This is a genomic window from Emticicia sp. GW821-FHT11C11 (assembly GCF_058808615.1).
In genome coordinates, this window is the sequence record NZ_JBXARV010000002.1 from 311,185 (window position 1) to 331,056 (window position 19,872).

Sequence of the window (19,872 nt, forward strand, 5' to 3'; positions counted from 1 at the left end):
TGCCAAATTAAGTCGGCAAATACTAAAAAATACATCCTTTGTTTGAATAGCCGCCGACTTTAGTCGGTAAAGCATTGCTATTACATTCAAAGATTTTCTACTCTTTCAAAACACCAACAGGCCGTACATTTTTGCCTTGCTTCTTCTGTAAGGCATCACCTAAATCATCGCGAGCCATGTCAGCCACTTTTTGCAGTTCGGCTACTATTTCGGGGTGCTGCGACTTTACATCATATTCTTCTCCTGCATCCCTTCTTAAATCATACAGCGCCAGAGGCACCTCAATATTTCCGTATTTGCCGGCATAGCCATCATTACCCGGCAAAACACTCTCATAAGTCCTTTCAATCTGGTGGGGCAGCATTAGTTTCCAGTTACCTCTTCTTACAGCCCTCAGCTCATTCTGAGCATAGTAATAATAGAAATATTTTCTAGGTGCTTCATTGACATTGCCTTTCATCAACGATAAAATCTCTACGCCGTCAATCTTCTGCTCCGGAAGTTTAGTACCGCAAATTCGGGCTAAAGTCGGAAAAATATCAATGGTTGATGTCAATTGATTACAAATCAATCCTTCCGGTATAGTGCCTTTCCAGCGCATCAGGCACGGCACTCGTTGGCCGCCCTCAAAAACAGTTCCTTTCCCTTCTCTGAATCCGCCTGTCGACCCGGCATGATTACCGAAGTTAATCCACGGTCCATTATCGCTGGTAAATATCACCAATGTATTTTTATCTAATCCGTTTTCCTTCAACGTTTTCATGATTTGCCCCACCGACCAGTCGATTTCCATCATCACATCACCATACATTCCCTGTTTACTTTTTCCTTTAAATTTATCCGAAACTCCAAGCGGCACGTGTGCCATGGAATGTGGCAGGTATAAAAAGAATGGTTTGTTACGATTCTTTTTGATAAATCCAACGGCTCTTTCTGTATAAAGTGTTGTCAGCTTATCCTGTCCGGCCAAATCATTGATGGTCTCCTTCGTATCATTGTTCTCTACTAATGGCAAAGCAGGATAAGTTTTCTTCCTATAATCGTTTTCATCGGTTATAGGCTTGCCATCATAATCAACCGGCCACATATCGTTCGAATACGGAATCCCCAGGTATTCATCAAAGCCCTGCTGTAATGGCAAAAACTGTTTGTGATGCCCTAAATGCCATTTACCGAAAATACCTGTGGCATAACCCTTCTGCTTCAGCATTTCTGCAATGGTTACCTCTTTGGTATGAAGCCCGATTTTCTGAGCAGGATTCAAAGCCCCTGAAATACCGACCCTGTTTGGATAACAGCCCGTCATTAATGCTGCTCTGGATGCACTACAGACTGCCTGCGCCGCCAGAAAATTCGTAAAACGGATTCCTTCTGTTCCTAATTTGTCAATGTTGGGTGTCTGGTAATCCAATGCTCCGGTACTGGTCAAATCTCCATAACCCATATCATCCATAAAAATCAAAACGATATTAGGAGTTGATGACGCCAAAGGTTTTTTCCATGAGCTGGCTCCTAATAAAACGGTAAGGGCCAGTAATAATATCAGGTTAAGTCTCATATAAGTAAGGTTGGTTGAATCAGAAGACGCAAATAAAAAAATAACAGCCAATTTTTCAAATGACTGTTATTGATATCATAAAAGTTTAGATTACTGTTGATTCATATCAAAGATTTTATCCATAAAAACCCACTTCTCTCCGGGTTTTGCTACAGGTAAGGCTTGCTGGTATTTCCACATCAGGGCTTCCCATTCCTGCACTTTCGGATTAGCAGCATCCATCTCTGCTTTTCGTTCGAACGAGAAATCGTCTTCCGTTTCCATAATCATAAACAAACGGTTGCCGATGCGATAAATCTCCATGCCTAAAATACCCGCCTCTCTTATACTCACCTCTATCTCAGGCCGTATCCGCTTATGGTATTTCTCATATTCGGCAATCATCGTTGCGTCATCTACTAAATCCAGTGCCAGGCAATATTTCTTCATATCTGTCAGATCAAAGCTCTGTCTAAATGTACATATCCACCATCTACATGAATCAACTGACCGGTGGTATGGCTCGAACGTTCCGACAGTAAGAATACTACCATATTCGCAATTTCTTCAGCCGTGGTCATTCTATTCCCCAAAGGTATCTTTTCAGTGATTTGCTGTAAAGTTTCTTCCGGATTCGGCAGGGTCTTAATCCATTTTTCATACAGTGGCGTATAGCATTCTGCCACTATCACTGCATTTACACGAATACCGTATTTCAACAATTCAACTGCCCATTCACGGGTAAGCGCATTACGTCCGCCGTTGGCTGCGGCATAGGCAGATGTTCCGCCTTGTCCGGTCTCACCGGTTTTCGAACCTATATTCACAATGCTGCCTTTGCTTTTCTTCAATTCAGGCAAGGCATAATGGGCAATCAGGTAATAATGAACCAGGTTCTTGTGCAGAGAAGCCATAAACGCTTCATAATTACCATTTTCCAGATTCACGCCATCGTTCACTCCGGCATTATTTACCAGTCCGTCTATCCGGCCATATTTGGCTATTACCTGCTCCACAGCACTTTTACATGCTTCGGGCTCATTTAATTCAGCCGCTACCTGAAAACCCTTCCCGCCAATGGCTTCTAAAGTTTTTGAATTATCCGCTTCATTTCTACCGATAATCACCGGAATGGCTCCTTCGCCTGCTAAAACCTTCACAATACCTTCACCAATGCCTTTGGCACCTCCGGTTACAATAATCACTTTATCGTTTAAATCCAGATTCATTTCTTTCAGCTTTTTGAATAGTCTATTGCAAATTGTCTTTGTTTTCCCAAACCGTTGATACCCAGTTCTACTATGTCACCTGCTTTCAGGTAACGAGGTGGTTTGAATCCTAAGCCTACTCCGAACGGTGTACCGGTAGAAATCACATCGCCCGGCAATAAAGTCATGAACTGGCTCAGGTAATGAATCAGGAACGGAATTTTAAAAATCATGTCGTCAGTATTGGAGTTCTGTAGCTTCTCTCCGTTTACTGTCAGCCATAATGGTAAGTTGTGTGGATCTTCTATCTCATCTTTAGTAGCCAGGAAAGGCCCCAGAGGTGCAAAGGTATCGGCACTTTTGCCTTTTACCCATTGGCCGCCTCTTTCTATCTGAAACTCTCTTTCAGAGTAATCGTTGTGCAAAGCATATCCGGCCACATAGTCCATCGCTTCTTCTTCCGACACATACGAGGCCTTCTTACAAATAACCACTGCCAGTTCAACTTCCCAGTCTGTTTTCACCGAGTTTTTCGGAATAACCACCTTATCATAAGGGCCACAAAGTGCGGTGGTCGATTTAAAGAAAATGATAGGCTCTTTCGGAATAGACGCATTGGTTTCTTCTGCATGTTTGGCATAGTTCAAGCCTATACAAACAATCTTGGAAGGTCTGGCAATGCAAGAACCTATCCTTACATCCGTTGGTACTTTCGGGCAACTTTCAGCGTTGGTTTCCACCCATGCCGCCAGACGAGCCAGTCCGTCGGTTCCGAAAAATTTCTCGGTATAATCTTCTTCAAAAGCCGAAACATCTATGCGTGTGCCGTCGATTAGTTCAACACCCGGTTTTTCCTGCTCAAACTCTCCAAAACGAAATAATCTCATAATCAAAGTTTTTTATCTGTATGTACAACGATTAATCTTATAAATTCACTCCCCTCTTCCAGGGCATGAAATCGTCCTGCCCTAATTGCTGTGCTTTTGTAATATATTTACCACTGGCAAGGCCGATACAATATTCAAGCAATTCTTCGGCAGTTTGCTCAATGGTTTTTTCTCCGATAATGATATCACCACAATCAAAATCAATAATGTCTGGCATCTTCTTAGCCAGTTGTGTATTGGTAGAAACCTTTACTACCGGACAAACCGGATTTCCCGTAGGAGTACCCAAACCAGTCGTAAACAAAATAATGGTACATCCCGCAGCGGCTTTACCGGTCGTAGCCAGCACGTCATTGCCCGGTGTACATACCAGATGCAAACCCGGTTCTTTAGCTAATTCAGTATAGTTCAGCACGTCTACAATCGGTGCGGTTCCTCCCTTTTTGGCAGCACCGGCCGACTTGATGGCATCAGTAATCAGACCATCTTTTATATTTCCTGCTGACGGGTTCATATCAAATCCTGCACCTACTGCTTCAGCTTTAGCAGCGTAGTCGCGCATCAGGTATTCAAATTTCTCTGCTTTCTCTGTCGTAACACAACGGTTAATTAACTCCTGCTCTACGCCGCAAAGCTCAGGGAATTCTGCCAGATAAGTGTATCCTCCCAAAGCCACTACAAGGTCTGACAAATGCCCCAGTACCGGATTAGCCGATATACCCGAGAAACCATCCGAACCTCCGCATTTCAAACCAATATTCAGTTTAGATAATGGCGCCGGTTTGCGTGTCAGCTTATTGGCTTCAATCAGTCCTTTAAATGTTTCCTTGATAGCCGCCGACATCATATCAAACTCGGTTCCATAGGTCTGTTGTTCAAACAGCAAAACGGGTTTGTCGAAATCAGGGTTACGCTTTTTGATTTCGTCCATTAAATCGGTAACCTGTGTTTTCTGACAGCCCAGACTCAATACAGTTATCCCGGTCACGTTAGCGTTGTTAGCATAGGCTGCAAACAAGGCCGCCAGTACTTCTGAATCCTGATTATTTTCACCACAACCTGACTCATGGGTTAAAAACTTTATGCCATCCAGATTAGGGAATAAACGATTATCTGATTTTGCAGAACCATTCATATCCTGATTATAACTCTCCACATTGGCAAAATCACCCTTTTGATGCAAATGCACCAGATCCTCTACCTGACGCAGATAAATATCCGGGAAAGCATAGCCCAATGCCTTATCAAATGCTTCCTTCAGTTTTAATATATTACGGTTTTCACAAAATACCAACGGCACAACCAGCCAGTAATTAGCCGTACCCACCTGTCCGTCCGAACGATGGTAACCCATAAAAGTTCTATCCTTCCATTTCGACACATCAGGCGCCTGCCAATCGGTTTGCGGCACACGTTTGCTTACCGAATATTCTTCCGACTCATGTTTCAGATTAAACGTTGTAATCTGCTCACCACGTTTAATGGCCTGGGTAGCTTTCCCAACCAACACACCATACATGGTTACGTGGTCGCCTATATTTAAGTCTTCAGTTACAAATTTATGCTTGGCAGCAATAGAACGGGGTAATATGTAATTCTCTCCTTCAAAATCTATACTCTCTCCCGCTTCAAGATTCCGGAGCGCTACTATCACATTATCTGAAGGATTTACTTTTAGAACTTTATGTTGCATATACTATTAAGGTAATTAAAAAATATCTTACAAAAATACAATTCGTTTCCCGGCTTTTTTTATGAAATATTATACACTTTTGATGAAATATTATCAATTTTACATAGGTATTACTTTTCAGATAACATTATATCAATAATCAGTGCAGGCAGTACTTCGCAAAGTTAATATTTCGGCTGATTACTCTTTCGTTGCTCGCAGAGACGAACTCCCCGTGCTTTATGACAAGTGGCATTTCCACCCTGAATTGGAACTGACTTATATCATTGAAAGCAAAGGAACCCGCTTTGTGGGAGATAGCATCGAAGAATTTGCAGAGGACGATCTGGTTCTGATAGGGTCTTACCTGCCTCATGTATGGCGAAATGATGTGGGTTACTATGCTGATGATTCTGACCTGAAAGCAGTCGCATTGGTAGTACAGTTTTTACCCGATTGTTTCGGTAAAGACTTTCTGAATCTGAAAGAGATGGAAAACATCCGACGGCTTTTTGAAAAAGCCCGGAGAGGATTAAGAATTTCGGGGAACACCAAAGACAAGGTGCTCAGCCTGTTTAATTTTCTGTCAGAAAATCCGAACGGGGTTCAGCGGATCAGTCTTTTGTTACAGATGCTTGAAATCATTGCCAATTCTGATGAGCTGAATTTTCTGAGTAGCGAAGGTTTCGTAGAATCCTATCATCGTTTCGGTACAGATACTGTCAATCGTATTTATGAATTTACGCTTTCTCATTTTAACCGTAAAATTCTGATCGAAGAGGCGGCCACTATTGCCAATATGTCAGTGCCCAATTTCTGCCGGTATTTTAAGAACCGCACCCAAAAAACCTACATACAGTTTCTGACCGAAGTCCGTATCGGATATGCCTGCCGTATGCTCATTGAAAACAAGAAGAGCATCCAACAAATAGCTTTCGACTGCGGCTTTCATAATCTGTCTAACTTCAACCGCTCTTTCCGGATCCTGAAAAAACAAAAACCTACCGATTACCGGCAGGTTTTTGGAGGATTAAAATCCTGATTGTTTATTTCAGTGAGTTTATCCAGGTTGCTATCTTTAAGGCATCTTCTTTAGGCACCTGAGGCATCGGAGGCATTTCGGTTGCATAATCAGGCCAGTTTTTAGGATTCGGCTTAGCGATTAATCCCACAATTTTTGTGTCTGAATAATTGCGTTTGGCAACATCTTTAAACGCTGGGCCCACCTGACGCTTATCAATTTGGTGACAAGCCACACAAGTATGCTTCTGTAACAATGGCTTGATTTCGTCATAAGTAGGCACTACCTTTTTTGCCGGTGCTTTCGCAGTTCTGTCGTCAGGAGTTACCAGTTTTTCAGCTTTCACGCTTGTACCTGCTACCGGTAGGTTAGCCGGGCGCACCAGATGGCCAGTCAACTTTTCACCAGTTGGAATGTTGTTTAGCGTATAAAAAGCGGTGTTGTGCAACAAACCTTTGTTTTCAGCATCTTTCACACCATCAGCTTTTATCTCATGTATAAAATGGTCTCTCAGGCCTTCAACCAAAAGACGAACTTTCATTCCGTCTTCCGATAATTTCAGACCTTTTACATTTAAAAACTTCTCGCCAACAGTCGGGCTTCCATATACTGGATGATACTTGTAAATGAAGCTACGCACCTGATAATTCTTGAAATCGGCAGCAGTAGCTTTGTTGACGGGCTTGGTGAACTCAATCTCAAAACCATCTGGCGTAGCTCTTACGGCCTTCATTTCAAACGGCATTTTTCCTGTCCATACCAAACGCTCTACACCGGCAGTTGTGTTTCCTGCCGAGCCCCAACCACGGTTGGTTTCTCCTAAAAACAACGAACCGTCCTGTCCCCAGGTCATGCGCAAGATACCCGACTGAAAACCTTCACGGAACATAAAAGATGCTCCCTGATACTCGCCGTTTATTTTTTCAATAAACACGCGCGATATATTACTTTTGCCCTGATCACCCACAAACAATTGTCCGGCAAATGGCCCGAAACCACCGGCCGTTTCATCCTTCAGAATTTCTGAAGTTGAAATGCCCAACACGCCATGTGGTAACCATACGGCAGGGGTTTTCAGTTCAGGGATTTCTTTCTTCATTTCAAAAAGATAGGTCCCTCTCTCGTTTTCAATGTTTTCAGGCTTAATGTAATAGCCATTGGCATCTTTATCTCTTCTTTGGTTCACTTTAGCAAAAAACTGTTCGGCTGTAATTTTCACAGGAGATGCCGGGTCGCTTGTCCAACGCAAACCCGCCGGATGCCCCATAAAGTCTCCCTTATTAACCTGTGCAATAAAACCAGAGCCCATCCAGTCACCCTGATTATCACCATACCAGAACTCGCCGTCAATCATCCCGATACCACACGGCGAACGCATACCAGTAGCATAAGGTTCGATTTTACCGTCTTCCGTAATTCTTACAGCCCAGCCTCTCCATGGCACTCTGCTTTCGCCTCTCCACCATTCTTCATCACCAAAGGCCACATTGCCTGTTACAATCATGGAGCCATCCGGCAGGAACTTAGGGCCATAGCTGTACTCATGATAATGACCAGAGATCGGCAGTGTTGCAAGCGTTTCATATACATCGGCTTTCCCGTCACCGTTTTTGTCTATCAGTTTGGTTAATTCTCCTCTCTGAGCACAATAGAAAGCTCCGTTTCTGTAGGCCAGCCCCAGAATTTCGTGCAAACCGCTGGCAAACTTTTTAAAATAAGGCGTTGCCGTTCCTGCCATGTACGGGTTATTAATTACCCATATATCTCCCCTGCGGGTAGCCAATGCCACATCGCCATTGGGCAGGGTGGTTATACCGCCCACTTCCAGCAGCATGTTCTCAGGCACCGGTAGCGTAATAATGCGGTAGTAGTCATTTTCAGCGGTATTCTGCGCCCAAGCTGCAGAAATCATTGCCACTGAAAAGAGGATAGTTTTTAATATTTTCTTCATTCTTGTAGAATTTTAAAACCTCTGTTTTACCAAATAATCGAATAACTGATTTTCTCACCAAGCGGTGCTACCAACTCCTGCTTACCCCCTATACTTCTGATACTGGCAGTACCCTCATTCACTTTAATCAGGTAGGCATTATCTCCAATAATGTACGTCCCATCGGCTTTTTTGCTGATCACATCAGCACTTGCCAGCCTGGCGTATAAATTATTGACTGCACCACTTACAGTAATATCACGCTTCAAAATCTTACCATCTTCTACCGGCACTATTTTATCTGAAACCTTTGCGCCATAGATATCATATTTAAAAGTCGGCTGGCCGTTTTCATCCAGTTCGTATCCTTTAGTACGAAAAGTAGCATCAACCAATCCCCAGGGTTTGTCTTGTGTTTCTAATACTGCCACTAGTGGTATATCTCCTAAAGACAATACACTACCCATCGGTCTTGAACTGCCATCGCCTCTGTCCTGCCACATAGGTGTAGTGTTCAGATAATTCTCTTTCCATGCCTGAAACAAGGCACCGTTGTCAAGATTATAAGTGAAATGCACATTTTCTTTGTTACCCACCGAAATGGCATGCACAATCCGTTTATTCTTATCACCTTCGGTTATATCCATAAACGAGCGGAGTAACACGGGTTCAGCAGCAGTACCTAACAGGATAGGTGAAGAAGGATTATTAACCATAGCCGAATTAGCCGAATGCAAAGGGTGCTTGCGCACAGTTTCTGACTCTGCATATAAACCCAGCATAGGTTGTAACCAACCATCGGCTTTCCAGTAATACAATTCAAAAGGTACTTCTCCGGCAGGTAAGTCAACAGTTACTTTCCTTCCCTCCAAATCAGATGATCGCCAGCCGTTTTTGAATGCTTTTTGACCGTTAATATTTATTTCAGTATTTCCCCCATGTGTAGTTGTAAAGGTGTAGGTTCCGGCATCGGGTACTACAATCTTTCCGGCATATTTCACAGCAAACTCGTTCTCAGCGTTTGATACCGCCCAGTTCAGAATATTCCCTGCACCACTATATTCCGGCTTTATCTTTTCTATATCGGCTATCGTTCTGAAATTACCTTTATACACACCGTATTTCAGGTCTTTAAAGCTTAGCAGTTTCTGATTATAGCTTTTATATCTGATATTTCTGATGGCCACATTACCGTGGTCTCCCTGAAAACGAAGCGGCCCCATTGCCACCTCATTGTCTACCCAGGCACCACGCGTTTGTCCGGTCAGTTCCACATTTTCATGAATCAACACCCCGTTCAGATAAATAGAAAGGATTCGCGCGTTGGCTATTTTCTTGCCTGTTGCATCAAATCTTGGCGCCTGAAAAGATATTTTTATATTCTGCCACAGACCCGGCGCTTTGGCAACGTTAATCCGAGGTGCTGTTCCCTGATACCCTTTCGAACCTTCCGGTTTCGAATCATCCCAGCGTTCATATATACCGCCTAAGTCGTTGTATTTAGGCAATTTCTTTCCCCAGCTGTCGAACAATTGAATTTCATAACGTCCTTGCAGATAGATACCAGAGTTAGAGCCTTTTGCCATCATAAAGTCAAGATCAAGGTCAAGGTCTCCATGCTCCATTTTAGTGAGCAGGTCCATTTCTATTCCATATTTTCCGGGAGGATGCTCACACAACAAAATACCGGTGTTTACACCCGTTGAAGCATCTTTTTTATGCAGGTCATTAGGTTTTGTAAAATCTGCTTCCACTGCTCCGACAATACTCCATTGTCCTTGTGTGGGTCTAAACGCATCCATACTATTCAGTGGTATTACTTGTTGTGCAGATACTGCACCGGCAATTAATCCGCAGAAAAGAAGATTTGTAAGGAATTTTCTGTTCATAGGTATTTTTTGATTTGAAACGACAAATGTAATAGCAATTCTCAGGAATTGAAAACGCCTTTCGTGAGAAATCTATTCCTGATAACACAACTCTCTCTGTATCAATTACAATGAATTTTAATAAAAGCCGGCATAAACAAGCATCCTGATTCGTTTTGTCGTAAACTTGCAGCAAGTACTTAATCTAAGCCTGAGTGAATGAAATCCAATCGCATAATTCTTATTCTTCTGTTCTTTTCTGTCGGATATTTTCTTTACTACAAAGATAAGCCCGGCCCCATAAGTAAGTTCTGGCAAGGTGCCACACATATTTTTGCATCTAAAGAATCCCCACCCGGCAAATCCAATCCATATAAGGCTCCTGAACCTAGCCCTTTTAATCAGGATTCTGCTATGGACAGAAAAATTGCGGATGCCATTACATCATTGGCTGAACCTTTAAAAAGCAGAGATATTAATGATTTTTCAGTACCCGATTTTGCGCTACCTGCTATTCAGAAAACTGATGAGATTATCCGCCACAAGAATTTCACCCTTTGCTACGAAGAAAAGTATGAGCTCCCGTCATGGGTAGCGCATAAACTGAGAGGAGAATACACAAAAGGAAAAGCAGATAGAAGTGAAAACCAATTTGTGCCTGACAGGAAAGTAACACAGGGTTCGGCCTTATCGACCGACTATACCGGCTCCGGATATGACCGTGGACACATGGTACCGGCAGGAGATTTTAAATGCTGCCAGGAGCTCATGAATGAAACTTTCTTTATGAGCAACATCTGCCCGCAAACCCCCGATTTAAACAGGGGCATCTGGGAGAACATCGAAAGCCGCATCAGAAGCTGGGCTGTAAGAGACGAAGAGTTATACATCATAACAGGCCCGGTTTTAAGCAAAAACATGAAAACCATTGGCCGGTACAATCAGGTATCAGTTCCAAAACACTATTATAAAATTGTGCTTTACTACCCTAAAGGCAAACCCCAAAGGGCTAGAGCCATTGCTTTTTTGCTTCCCAATACTGAAACACTTAACAAAAAAATGAATACTTACGTAGTTTCCGTTGATGAAATAGAACAGGCAACCGGGCTAAATTTCTTTGCCAAACTGCCAGATGATATTCAGAATCGCTTAGAAGCCACGAGCGATTGGTCGGCATGGACTAAGGTTCAACAATAAAGGTGCGGATTCTCCGCACCTTCACAATTACAAAACTCTCTGAATAATATTCCCGGTTGCTTTCTCTTTCAGGATTACTTTCTTTCGTCCATCAGGCAAAAACTCATCTTTAATGTGCCAGTGGTCTGCATCAAACTCAACAAAAGGTGAAGGCTCGGTTACATCTGTTCTTCCGCGCCAGTCTTTAATTATCACAGGCTCCCATTTTTTAGTTTTCGCCGATTTATAACACGCATCAATCACTGCATTTACTATGTAGCCATCATAAAAACTCTCCATCGGTGTAGTACCGTTATCAAGGCTATCAAACATATCTGTAAACATGTGTGTATAACCCAACGAATTCACCTCGTCACCCACAGGGAATAACCAACCTGAGGCAGTTTCGGCTTTTTCAGCTACATAGCTCGATTCCTGCGCTGCGGTGAACATCTCAAAGCCTGTGCGCATAAAATGATCTGTTCTGATAACGCCTTCCGTTCCTGACACCTCATCTCTCAGATCCATTCCTCCTCTGAACGACCAGCTCACCTCAAACTGAGCAATGGCACCACTGGCGTATTTTACCAGCGCAATGGCATTGTCTTCTGCTTCAATCGGTTTTACCTGCGTAGCAGCCCAGCACATTACCTCTACAGGTCTGATGTCTTTTCCGATATAATTACGGGCTATTTCAATACAGTGGCATCCTAAATCTACGATGGCACCTCCTCCGGCTTTCTTCAGGTCCCAGAACCAGCTTGAATGAGGCCCCGGGTGCGCTTCTCTTGACCTCGCCCAGGTAACCCGACCTATCACCCCATTTTTAACCGATTGTAAGGCGTGGAGCGTTTTAGGCGTATAAGCAAGGTCTTCCAGATATCCATGAAATACCCCCGCCTTCTCTACCATGTCCAGTATTTTTTTTGCTTCATCCGCAGTACGAGCCAATGGCTTGGTGCAGAGAACACCCTTCTTATATTTACAACAAAGCTTGATCGCCTCAAAGTGCAAATCATTCGGCAAACCGATAATCACCACGTTTACGCTTTTATCCTTGATGGCCTCCTCCATGCTGGTGGTATACTTTGGTATGCTCCATTCGTCAGCAAAGGCTTTGCCGCGTTCCTCACTTCTTGAATAAACAACTTGCACGCGGTCTGGCCGACGGTGTTCATGAAGAGACTTTGTATAGAACCAGCCAATAAGACCGGTACCCAACATAGCGATTCTATGGGGTTTATTACTCATGGTTAAAATATTTTAAGGTTGATAGATTTCCAACGTCTTGTCTATACAAGCGCAATGCAAGATACTAAAGAATCAGAAAACCCAACAGGTTGAAATAAAAAAAGAATCTGCTACACCGGGTAAGCAGATTCTCTTCATTCAAAATTATAAGGTCATAAAATGACTTAGTTGCTCAGCTTTAGCCGCATCTCCTTTCTTGCAGTACGATACCAGATAAATATCACGGTAGGTACAGATAAATAAGTAATCACCAAAAGATACAGAATGCCGTCATTAATACCGGAGCCTATTACTCCGCGCCCTTCACTTAAATTGCTTCCAACTGTAGCCCGGCACATGGCACATTGCGCCATTGAAACACCACAATTCACTAAAAGAAAAAATGCCGTGACTATCACTAATTTAAATGCTTTCATAATCTTACAGATAATATGGTCTGATCATCAAATATGCAATTACACCCGTAATTGATACATACAGCCAGATCGGAAAAGCAATCTTCGCTATTTTTCTGTGTCGTTCCAGCTGATTGGTCCAGGCAAAATAATAGGATCTCAAAACCAGTGGCAACACAATAAACGACAATCCGATATGGCTAATCAATACAAAGAAATAAAGATAGCGCGTAAATCCTTCACCTCCAAACTTGGTACTTGGGTTAGAAATATGATACGCTACATAACAGACCAGAAACAAGGCGCCCAGGGCAAATGCTCCGGTCATCACACGCTTATGCTGTTCTATCTGGCGTTGCTTAATCAGATACAATCCATAAAGTAATAAAACAGCCGTTAATGAATTAATGATTCCTATTGCATGCGGCAAAGTTTTGGTCCAGATACCCAAATCAAACTTCTGACGGATACCCAGTATTAATGCCACTGCTACCGGTATTACCACCGATAACACATTTATCCATACCATCGATTTCCTCTCTAATTGCGCTTCCATTGTATTTTCTCTAACGAGACTTATTTTGATCCTTATAAATTTCCTCTAACACTTTTATTTCGGCCTGCAGACGTTCTATATCTGCATTGAATGTACCATCATAAATTCCTCTGATAAACCCTTCTTTATCTATCAGCATCAGTTTCTCCGAATGGATAAACATATCATCAATGTTCTTAATATTTTTATCATATTCAGAGGCATCTGCAACAGGCAGTTTATAGCCCTTTATTGCCAAATCATATACCGCCTTCTTATCTCCCGTCAAAAAGAACCATCTGCCATCTATTGCTTCATATTTCTTAGCGTATTCTTTCAATACTTCGGGGGTGTCGTGGTTAGGATCAACCGAATGAGAAACCATCAGCACATCAGGATTATCGCCAAATACATCCTGAACCCGCAGCATTGCCGAACTTAATTTCGGACAGATTGTTCCGCAGCGAGTGAAGAAAAAATTGGCTACGTAAATTTTACCCTTGGTTTCTGCAGAAGAAAACTTTCGCCCGTTCTGATCTGTCAGTTCAAAGGCAGGTATCTGATGGTATACCGTATCTGCACCTCGCATCAATACCTGACCTCTTTCACCCAGTTCAGGCATCAGATAAGGTAGCTTGTAGTAATTATTTCCGAATACCTTCAGAAATATAAATATAAAAGCCGGAATTACTAATATCACTACTAGTATTCCGGCTTTGATAGCATTCTTACTCATTTTCCAAATATGAAACGTTCAAATCCTATGTATCCTCCTTCAACAATCAACGCCACAATTAACCATACCACAAATATACAAGGTAGTACAATTGTCCATATTAACGACTTCACCTCATGTTTCAAGTGCATAAAGATACCCACAATATAATAGGCTTTTACAATTGTCAGAATCACGAAGATTCCAATTTTTGTCCATTTATAATGGTCGGCATCTACTACAAATGCAATGACGAACTCAATTGAAGTAATGATTAAAAGTATCCAAAACGTTCTCCAGATCTCTTTGGTTTGTGCTGGAAGTTTCTCTTCGTGGTGTTCTGAATGTTGAGCCATTTTTAAATCAATATTTTAAGTTTACTCAATCTCAAGGATTGAACTTTCTGAAATCATTATCTGATGTTCTGACTATACCAGGTAGAAGAAGGTAAATACGAATACCCAAACCAAGTCTACAAAGTGCCAGTATAAACCAACTTTTTCTACCATTTCATAGTGTCCGCGTTTCTCATAAACACCATTTGCTGTATTATAGAAAATCAATACGTTTAATACAACTCCTGACAAAACGTGAGTACCATGGAAACCTGTAATGAAGAAGAAGAAATCTGCAAATGCCGGAGGGCCGTATTGATTCTGAACCAGATTGGCTCCGAAAATCTTCGTACCGTTAGCCAAAGTAAGGCCTTCTTCTGTTCCATGAATAAAGTGGCCCCATTCCCAAGCTTGTGAGCTTAAGAAAGCAACACCACCAAGAATCGTCCAAAGCATATATTTCTCCACATCAGCTCTATCACGACGATGACCGGCCTCTACCGCTAACACCATTGTTACTGAGCTCATGATTAATATAAATGTCATGATACCTACGAACACCAGCGGAGCTTCTATCCCGTGCAGGAATGGAACGGCTTCAAATACACGCTCAGGGATAGGCCACCAGGCGTTAGAGAATTCAAAGTTTTTTCTTAATCCTTCAAAGGTCGGAAAACTAAACCGCACCAAACCATAAGAAATCAGTAATGCTGAAAAAGTAAAGGTATCTGAAAGGAGAAAAACCCACATCATAAGTTTTCCGTATCCAACTTTCATCGGTTGGGTTCCACCTTTCCAGATCAAATGTTCAGCGGTTGTTGAGGTATTTGCACTTGCCATAGCTGATAGTTTCTGAATTTCAAACAGGCCTGTTAATGCACCTGTTTAAATCTTGAAATTGTAAAAAGTTTATCTAAAATACAATAAAAACACAAACAAATATACCCAAAGTAAATCAAGGAAATGCCACGATGTTGCGCAGATTTCAACCAACAGGGTGTGTCTTGAATCAATCTTCATTCTGAACGCCATAATAAACGTAGCAATCAGAATTCCTAAGCCTATTAAAAGGTGTGCCATGTGAAGCCCGGTAAACACATAGAAAAACGAGCCTGACGGATTCCCTTTTAAAAACACTCCTTGCTGCTGCAGGTTCTGCCAACCCAGATATTGCATCACCAAAAACGCGATTCCGAAAACAAATGTAATGGCTACTGCCAGCTTTAAAACCGGTTGCTTATCACTTTTGGCAGCTCTCAGCGCAAAATGCATTGAAATACTGCTGATGATCAAAACTATAGTACTATACCAGAATATTTGCGGAATCTCAAACTCTACCCAGTTTCCTTCTGCCCTTCTTACCAAATATGCACTTGTTTGTGAAGCAAACAGCATAATGATGGTAATAATGAAGAGCCAAACCATAAACTTCCATTTGTTAACCGACAAAACCTGCTTGGGTTCTTCGGCGAACTTCTTTATCGGAACTTTTACCTCTTTCTGACTCATCTTTCTTCTAAATCTAAAGGGTTCAAATCTTGTCCAGCAAATAGGCAATCTGCACTACCGGAAGATAAATAAATGACCCGAACATTAATTGTAATGCGGCTTTTCTGTCTACTTTTCTCATCAGATGAAAAGTTTGTGCCAGAAAAAGCACTCCGAAAATCATGGCTACAACAGCTGAATTAATACCTGTCATGCCCATATAATAAGGCACCCAACATAACGGCAACAAAAACAAGGTATAAATCATAATCTGTATGGCAGAATTCAGATTCTGACCCCCACGAGAAGGTAATAGTTTAAACCCGGCATTATTATAGTCTTCATTAAGCACCCACGCAATAGCCCAGAAATGAGGGAATTGCCAGAAAAACTGAATCGCGAATAGAATACCTGGCTCAAGGCCAAAATGATTGGTAGCCGCTATCCATCCGATCATGGGAGGAAACGCTCCGGGTAAGGCACCCACTGCTACTGCGATCGGGCCTACACGCTTTAATGGAGTATAAACAAACCCATATAAAACCATCGACAACAATGCCACTAAACCTGCTCTGAAATTAAACTCATAGAACAGTATATACATAGCAATAACCGCCAGACCCCATCCAAAAAATGCAGCCTCGTTTACCGATAATCTGCCGCTTGGAAGCGGGCGATCCTGCGTGCGCTTCATCAGTTTATCCAGATCTTTTTCAATAATCTGATTAATGATGTTAGCCGCTGCTGTTGTTGAAAATGCTGCAATACAGAAAAGAACTAATTTAGACCAATCAACCTTATCTGAACCCAATATAAACCCGAATGCTCCTGAAAAAACCACCGTTGCCGAAAGGCGAAACTTGGTAATGTCATATAAAGCTTTAAGTTTTACACTTACTATATTTTGGCTATATGCTTGATTCATTACTTTAACGAAAACTCCGGAACGCCTCTGAAAACCCTTTCCTTATTTAATAACAGATATATAACAAACTGAATACCCAACATTAATATCGCAACTGTCAGGTGTATTGGTTGAGCATACGCAAGAAATCCTAAGTATGCCAGAAGTAAACCTGATATCATCTCAATTGCTATCAGTACTATCAATCCTACCGAAAACTTATAAATGATGCCTTTGTAAGCGTTATTCTTCAATATCCGATAGAAAAACACGAAATGCAAAGCAGTTACTATCAACGAAAACCAACGATGCATTTCAAATTTACCACCCAGATTAGCCACCCATTCGCTCCTTAATGATTGGCCCATTGTGATGGCCACATGATCAACCATTTCTCTTACCTGTGTTCCTAATAATATCTGGCCCAATGTAACTAACATCAATGCCGTGAGCAGAAAACTGATAGAACCGGCCTCTTTCACATCTTCTACTTTGATAATCTTTGTAAAAGACCTGGCTACTGCATATAAAAGAACAAACACTATAATAACCGATAGTAACATGTGCAGCGTAATCATGACCGGATGCAGTTCACTGGAAACCACTTTAGAACCCAACCATCCCTCAAACCCAACCAGCACAAATGCTATGAAACTCAGCCAAACGATTGTTCTGTCTTTTGTCCAGAAAGAACGTATGGAAGCTATAAATGTCGCAAAAATCAGAAAGCCTATTGTAACACCAATCAGACGGTTTATATATTCAACCCAGGTCTTAACGGCATTAAACTCAATTTCACCTTTAAGCTTTGCTCCAAAAATCTCCTTATAGTTATCAGGTAATTGCGAAATGTGTGTGGGTGGAACCCAGCTGCCAAAGCATTTCGGCCAATCAGGGCAACCCATACCAGAACCTGTAGCCCGAACAATCCCCCCAACCAATATCAGCACATAAACAGCAGCTATTGTCCAAACACCCAGTTTTCTGAAAATTACCATGATCCTGTTGACTTATCCGGCAGGTAGTTCTATTACTAAAACTACCTCCCTATATTTTGAACTCCGCAATATCAATCCGGAATACTGTAATCATATTTGATTCCTTCAATTTCCTTCTCATCTTTGATTTGCTCATTCTCCTCTTCAAGGTTAGACTCAGGAGTAGCAGAGAACGGAATATTCTGAGGAATGAAGTCTTCAGCAGCACCAGGCTTGCTGTAATCATAAGGCCAACGATACACTGCCGGAATCTCTCCCTCCCAGTTACCATGACCCGGCTCAATAGGTGTTGTCCACTCTAATGTATTTGATCTCCATGGGTTAGCAGTTGCTTTTTTACCCCAGAACATCGAATAGAAGAAGTTAAACAGGAATATTATGTTAGCAGCAAATACCACAATGGCGGCTATTGTACTCAATTCGGCCAGATCCTGATATTTATTTGTAAAGTCAAATCCTGTATATGAGTAGTATCTTCTTGGGAACCCGGCAATACCCAGATAATGCTGAGGGAAGAATACCACATAAACACCTGCGAACGTAATCCAGAAGTGAATATAGCCCAGGCTTGCATTCATCATTCTGCCAAACATTTTAGGGAACCAGTGGTATACACCCGCTACCATTCCGAAGAAAGCAGCAGAACCCATTACAAGGTGAAAGTGAGCAACCACGAAATAAGTATCGTGCAACTGGATATCAAGCGCACTGTTACCCAAAATGATACCCGTTACACCACCAGACACAAAGAAAGACACCAGACCGATAGAGAACATCATGGCAGGAGTAAACACAATGTTACCTCTCCACATGGTTGTTATATAGTTGAAGGCCTTTACTGCAGATGGTACCGCGATAATCAGGGTAAGGAGCATGAACACCGAACCTAAGAAAGGATTCATACCTGACATGAACATGTGGTGAGCCCACACGATGAATGCAAGGAACATGATACCTAACATCGAGAAAATCATGGCTCTGTAACCAAAGATTGGTTTTCTTGAGTTGGTTGCGATGATCTCAGAAGTCATACCTAAAGCCGGAAGGATTACGATATAAACCTCAGGGTGACCTAAGAACCAGAACAAGTGCTGGAACAAAATCGGGCTACCTCCCTGGTTTGGTAATGCTTGTCCGTTAATATAGATATCAGACAAGTAGAAACTTGTACCGAAGCTACGGTCAAAAATCAATAATAATGCAGCTGAGAACAATACAGGGAATGATAAAATACCCAATATAGCGGTGAAAGTAAACGCCCAGATAGTCAATGGCATTTTATCGAAGGTCATACCTCTCGTACGCAGGTTGATTACAGTAGTAACATAGTTAACACTACCTAATAAACTTGATACAATAAAGATTGCCATACTTACAAGCCACAAAGTCATACCAGTTCCGGAACCCGGAGCAGCATCAGGCAATGCACTTAATGGAGGATAAACAACCCAACCACCACCAGCAGGACCATCATGCACAAACAATGAGGCAAACATAATAACACTCGAAAGGAAGAAGAACCAGTATGACAACATGTTCATAAAACCTGATGCCATGTCTCTTGCTCCTATTTGAAGCGGTATAAGGAAATTCGAGAAAGTACCACTCAAACCTGCAGTCAATACAAAGAATACCATGATGGTTCCGTGCATCGTTACAAGGGCAATGTAATAGTTAGGGTCAAGCTTACCGGCTTCATCAAACCATCTCTCTCCTAGAATCGGTTTTAACCAACCTAAGTCTATTCCGGGATAACCTAATTGTAGACGGAATACTAACGACAAGAAACCTCCGATCAAAGCCCATACAATACCTGAAATCAAATATTGCTTAGCAATTACTTTATGGTCTTCAGAAAAAATATACTTTCTGATAAAACTTAGCTCATGGTGCTCGTGAGCGTGGTCATGGTCGTTGGCATGTACGTCTGCGTGTCCTACTGCTGCCATAAT

The 19,872-nt window shown here is 42.0% G+C and carries 19 protein-coding genes; 2 read left to right on the forward strand and 17 right to left on the reverse strand.

Annotated features, from left to right (window positions below; genetic code table 11):
• Positions 1-97 precede the first annotated feature (97 nt).
• The 5 genes from AC1RRY_RS11230 to AC1RRY_RS11250 all read right to left on the reverse strand — a co-directional run bounded on the left by AC1RRY_RS11230 (position 98) and on the right by AC1RRY_RS11250 (position 5,325).
• Complete coding sequence (locus AC1RRY_RS11230) at positions 98-1,558, reverse strand: sulfatase family protein (RefSeq protein WP_492820805.1); 1,461 nt, start codon at positions 1,556-1,558, stop codon at positions 98-100.
• A 90-nt stretch (positions 1,559-1,648) separates the two neighbouring features.
• Positions 1,649-1,987: an L-rhamnose mutarotase gene (locus tag AC1RRY_RS11235; protein WP_492820803.1), complete on the reverse strand. Its 339-nt coding sequence runs from the start codon at positions 1,985-1,987 to the stop codon at positions 1,649-1,651.
• A 5-nt stretch (positions 1,988-1,992) separates the two neighbouring features.
• The gene (locus tag AC1RRY_RS11240; RefSeq protein WP_492820801.1) at positions 1,993-2,766 is read right to left on the reverse strand and encodes an L-fucose dehydrogenase; all 774 of its coding nucleotides are present in this window, start codon (positions 2,764-2,766) and stop codon (positions 1,993-1,995) included.
• A 5-nt stretch (positions 2,767-2,771) separates the two neighbouring features.
• Entirely contained in the window at positions 2,772-3,632 is an 861-nt protein-coding gene (locus AC1RRY_RS11245; RefSeq protein WP_492820799.1) for a fumarylacetoacetate hydrolase family protein, read from the reverse strand.
• Between the two features lie 37 nt (positions 3,633-3,669).
• Positions 3,670-5,325, reverse strand: a complete 1,656-nt coding sequence (locus tag AC1RRY_RS11250; protein ID WP_492820797.1) for a UxaA family hydrolase — start codon at positions 5,323-5,325, stop codon at positions 3,670-3,672.
• A gap of 142 nt (positions 5,326-5,467) precedes the next feature.
• Between AC1RRY_RS11250 and AC1RRY_RS11255 the strand changes: the two genes are divergently transcribed.
• On the forward strand, positions 5,468-6,346 hold the full coding sequence (locus AC1RRY_RS11255; protein WP_492820795.1) for an AraC family transcriptional regulator: 879 nt from the start codon (positions 5,468-5,470) through the stop codon (positions 6,344-6,346).
• A gap of 4 nt (positions 6,347-6,350) precedes the next feature.
• Here the strand turns inward: AC1RRY_RS11255 and AC1RRY_RS11260 are convergent, their stop codons facing one another.
• The gene (locus tag AC1RRY_RS11260) at positions 6,351-8,276 is read right to left on the reverse strand and encodes a c-type cytochrome (RefSeq protein ID WP_492820793.1); all 1,926 of its coding nucleotides are present in this window, start codon (positions 8,274-8,276) and stop codon (positions 6,351-6,353) included.
• A 26-nt stretch (positions 8,277-8,302) separates the two neighbouring features.
• Complete coding sequence (locus AC1RRY_RS11265) at positions 8,303-10,144, reverse strand: 3-keto-alpha-glucoside-1,2-lyase-like domain-containing protein (RefSeq protein WP_492820791.1); 1,842 nt, start codon at positions 10,142-10,144, stop codon at positions 8,303-8,305.
• Between the two features lie 198 nt (positions 10,145-10,342).
• On the opposite strand from AC1RRY_RS11265, the gene AC1RRY_RS11270 reads away from it, so the two are divergent.
• Complete coding sequence (locus AC1RRY_RS11270) at positions 10,343-11,320, forward strand: DNA/RNA non-specific endonuclease (protein ID WP_492820789.1); 978 nt, start codon at positions 10,343-10,345, stop codon at positions 11,318-11,320.
• A 27-nt stretch (positions 11,321-11,347) separates the two neighbouring features.
• Here the strand turns inward: AC1RRY_RS11270 and AC1RRY_RS11275 are convergent, their stop codons facing one another.
• From AC1RRY_RS11275 to AC1RRY_RS11320, 10 genes are all read right to left on the reverse strand, one after another.
• A complete protein-coding gene (locus AC1RRY_RS11275; RefSeq protein WP_492820787.1) occupies positions 11,348-12,550 on the reverse strand; it encodes a Gfo/Idh/MocA family protein in 1,203 nt (400 codons plus the stop codon).
• Positions 12,551-12,714: 164 nt separating this feature from the next.
• Positions 12,715-12,966 carry a hypothetical protein gene (locus tag AC1RRY_RS11280; RefSeq protein WP_492820785.1) on the reverse strand — a complete coding sequence of 84 codons (252 nt, stop codon included), beginning with the start codon at positions 12,964-12,966 and terminating at the stop codon, positions 12,715-12,717.
• A gap of 4 nt (positions 12,967-12,970) precedes the next feature.
• Positions 12,971-13,501, reverse strand: a complete 531-nt coding sequence (locus AC1RRY_RS11285; protein WP_492820783.1) for a DUF420 domain-containing protein — start codon at positions 13,499-13,501, stop codon at positions 12,971-12,973.
• A 10-nt stretch (positions 13,502-13,511) separates the two neighbouring features.
• Positions 13,512-14,216, reverse strand: coding sequence for an SCO family protein (locus AC1RRY_RS11290; protein WP_492820781.1), 705 nt, complete (start codon positions 14,214-14,216; stop codon positions 13,512-13,514).
• On the reverse strand, positions 14,213-14,551 hold the full coding sequence (locus tag AC1RRY_RS11295; protein WP_492820779.1) for a cytochrome C oxidase subunit IV family protein: 339 nt from the start codon (positions 14,549-14,551) through the stop codon (positions 14,213-14,215). The genes AC1RRY_RS11290 and AC1RRY_RS11295 overlap by 4 nt, the downstream gene beginning before the upstream one ends.
• 72 nt (positions 14,552-14,623) lie before the next feature.
• The gene (locus AC1RRY_RS11300) at positions 14,624-15,370 is read right to left on the reverse strand and encodes a cytochrome c oxidase subunit 3 (protein ID WP_492820777.1); all 747 of its coding nucleotides are present in this window, start codon (positions 15,368-15,370) and stop codon (positions 14,624-14,626) included.
• Positions 15,371-15,439: 69 nt separating this feature from the next.
• Positions 15,440-16,039: a cytochrome c oxidase subunit 3 gene (locus tag AC1RRY_RS11305; protein ID WP_492820775.1), complete on the reverse strand. Its 600-nt coding sequence runs from the start codon at positions 16,037-16,039 to the stop codon at positions 15,440-15,442.
• 22 nt (positions 16,040-16,061) lie between these two features.
• Entirely contained in the window at positions 16,062-16,943 is an 882-nt protein-coding gene (gene cyoE / locus AC1RRY_RS11310) for a heme o synthase (protein WP_492820773.1), read from the reverse strand.
• A complete protein-coding gene (locus AC1RRY_RS11315; RefSeq protein WP_492820771.1) occupies positions 16,943-17,920 on the reverse strand; it encodes a COX15/CtaA family protein in 978 nt (325 codons plus the stop codon). Before AC1RRY_RS11315 ends, cyoE begins: the two co-directional genes overlap by 1 nt.
• Before the next feature lie 71 nt (positions 17,921-17,991).
• Positions 17,992-19,869 (reverse strand): cytochrome c oxidase subunit I, encoded by a 1,878-nt coding sequence (locus AC1RRY_RS11320; protein WP_492820769.1) that lies wholly within the window; start codon positions 19,867-19,869, stop codon positions 17,992-17,994.
• Positions 19,870-19,872: the final 3 nt, after the last annotated feature.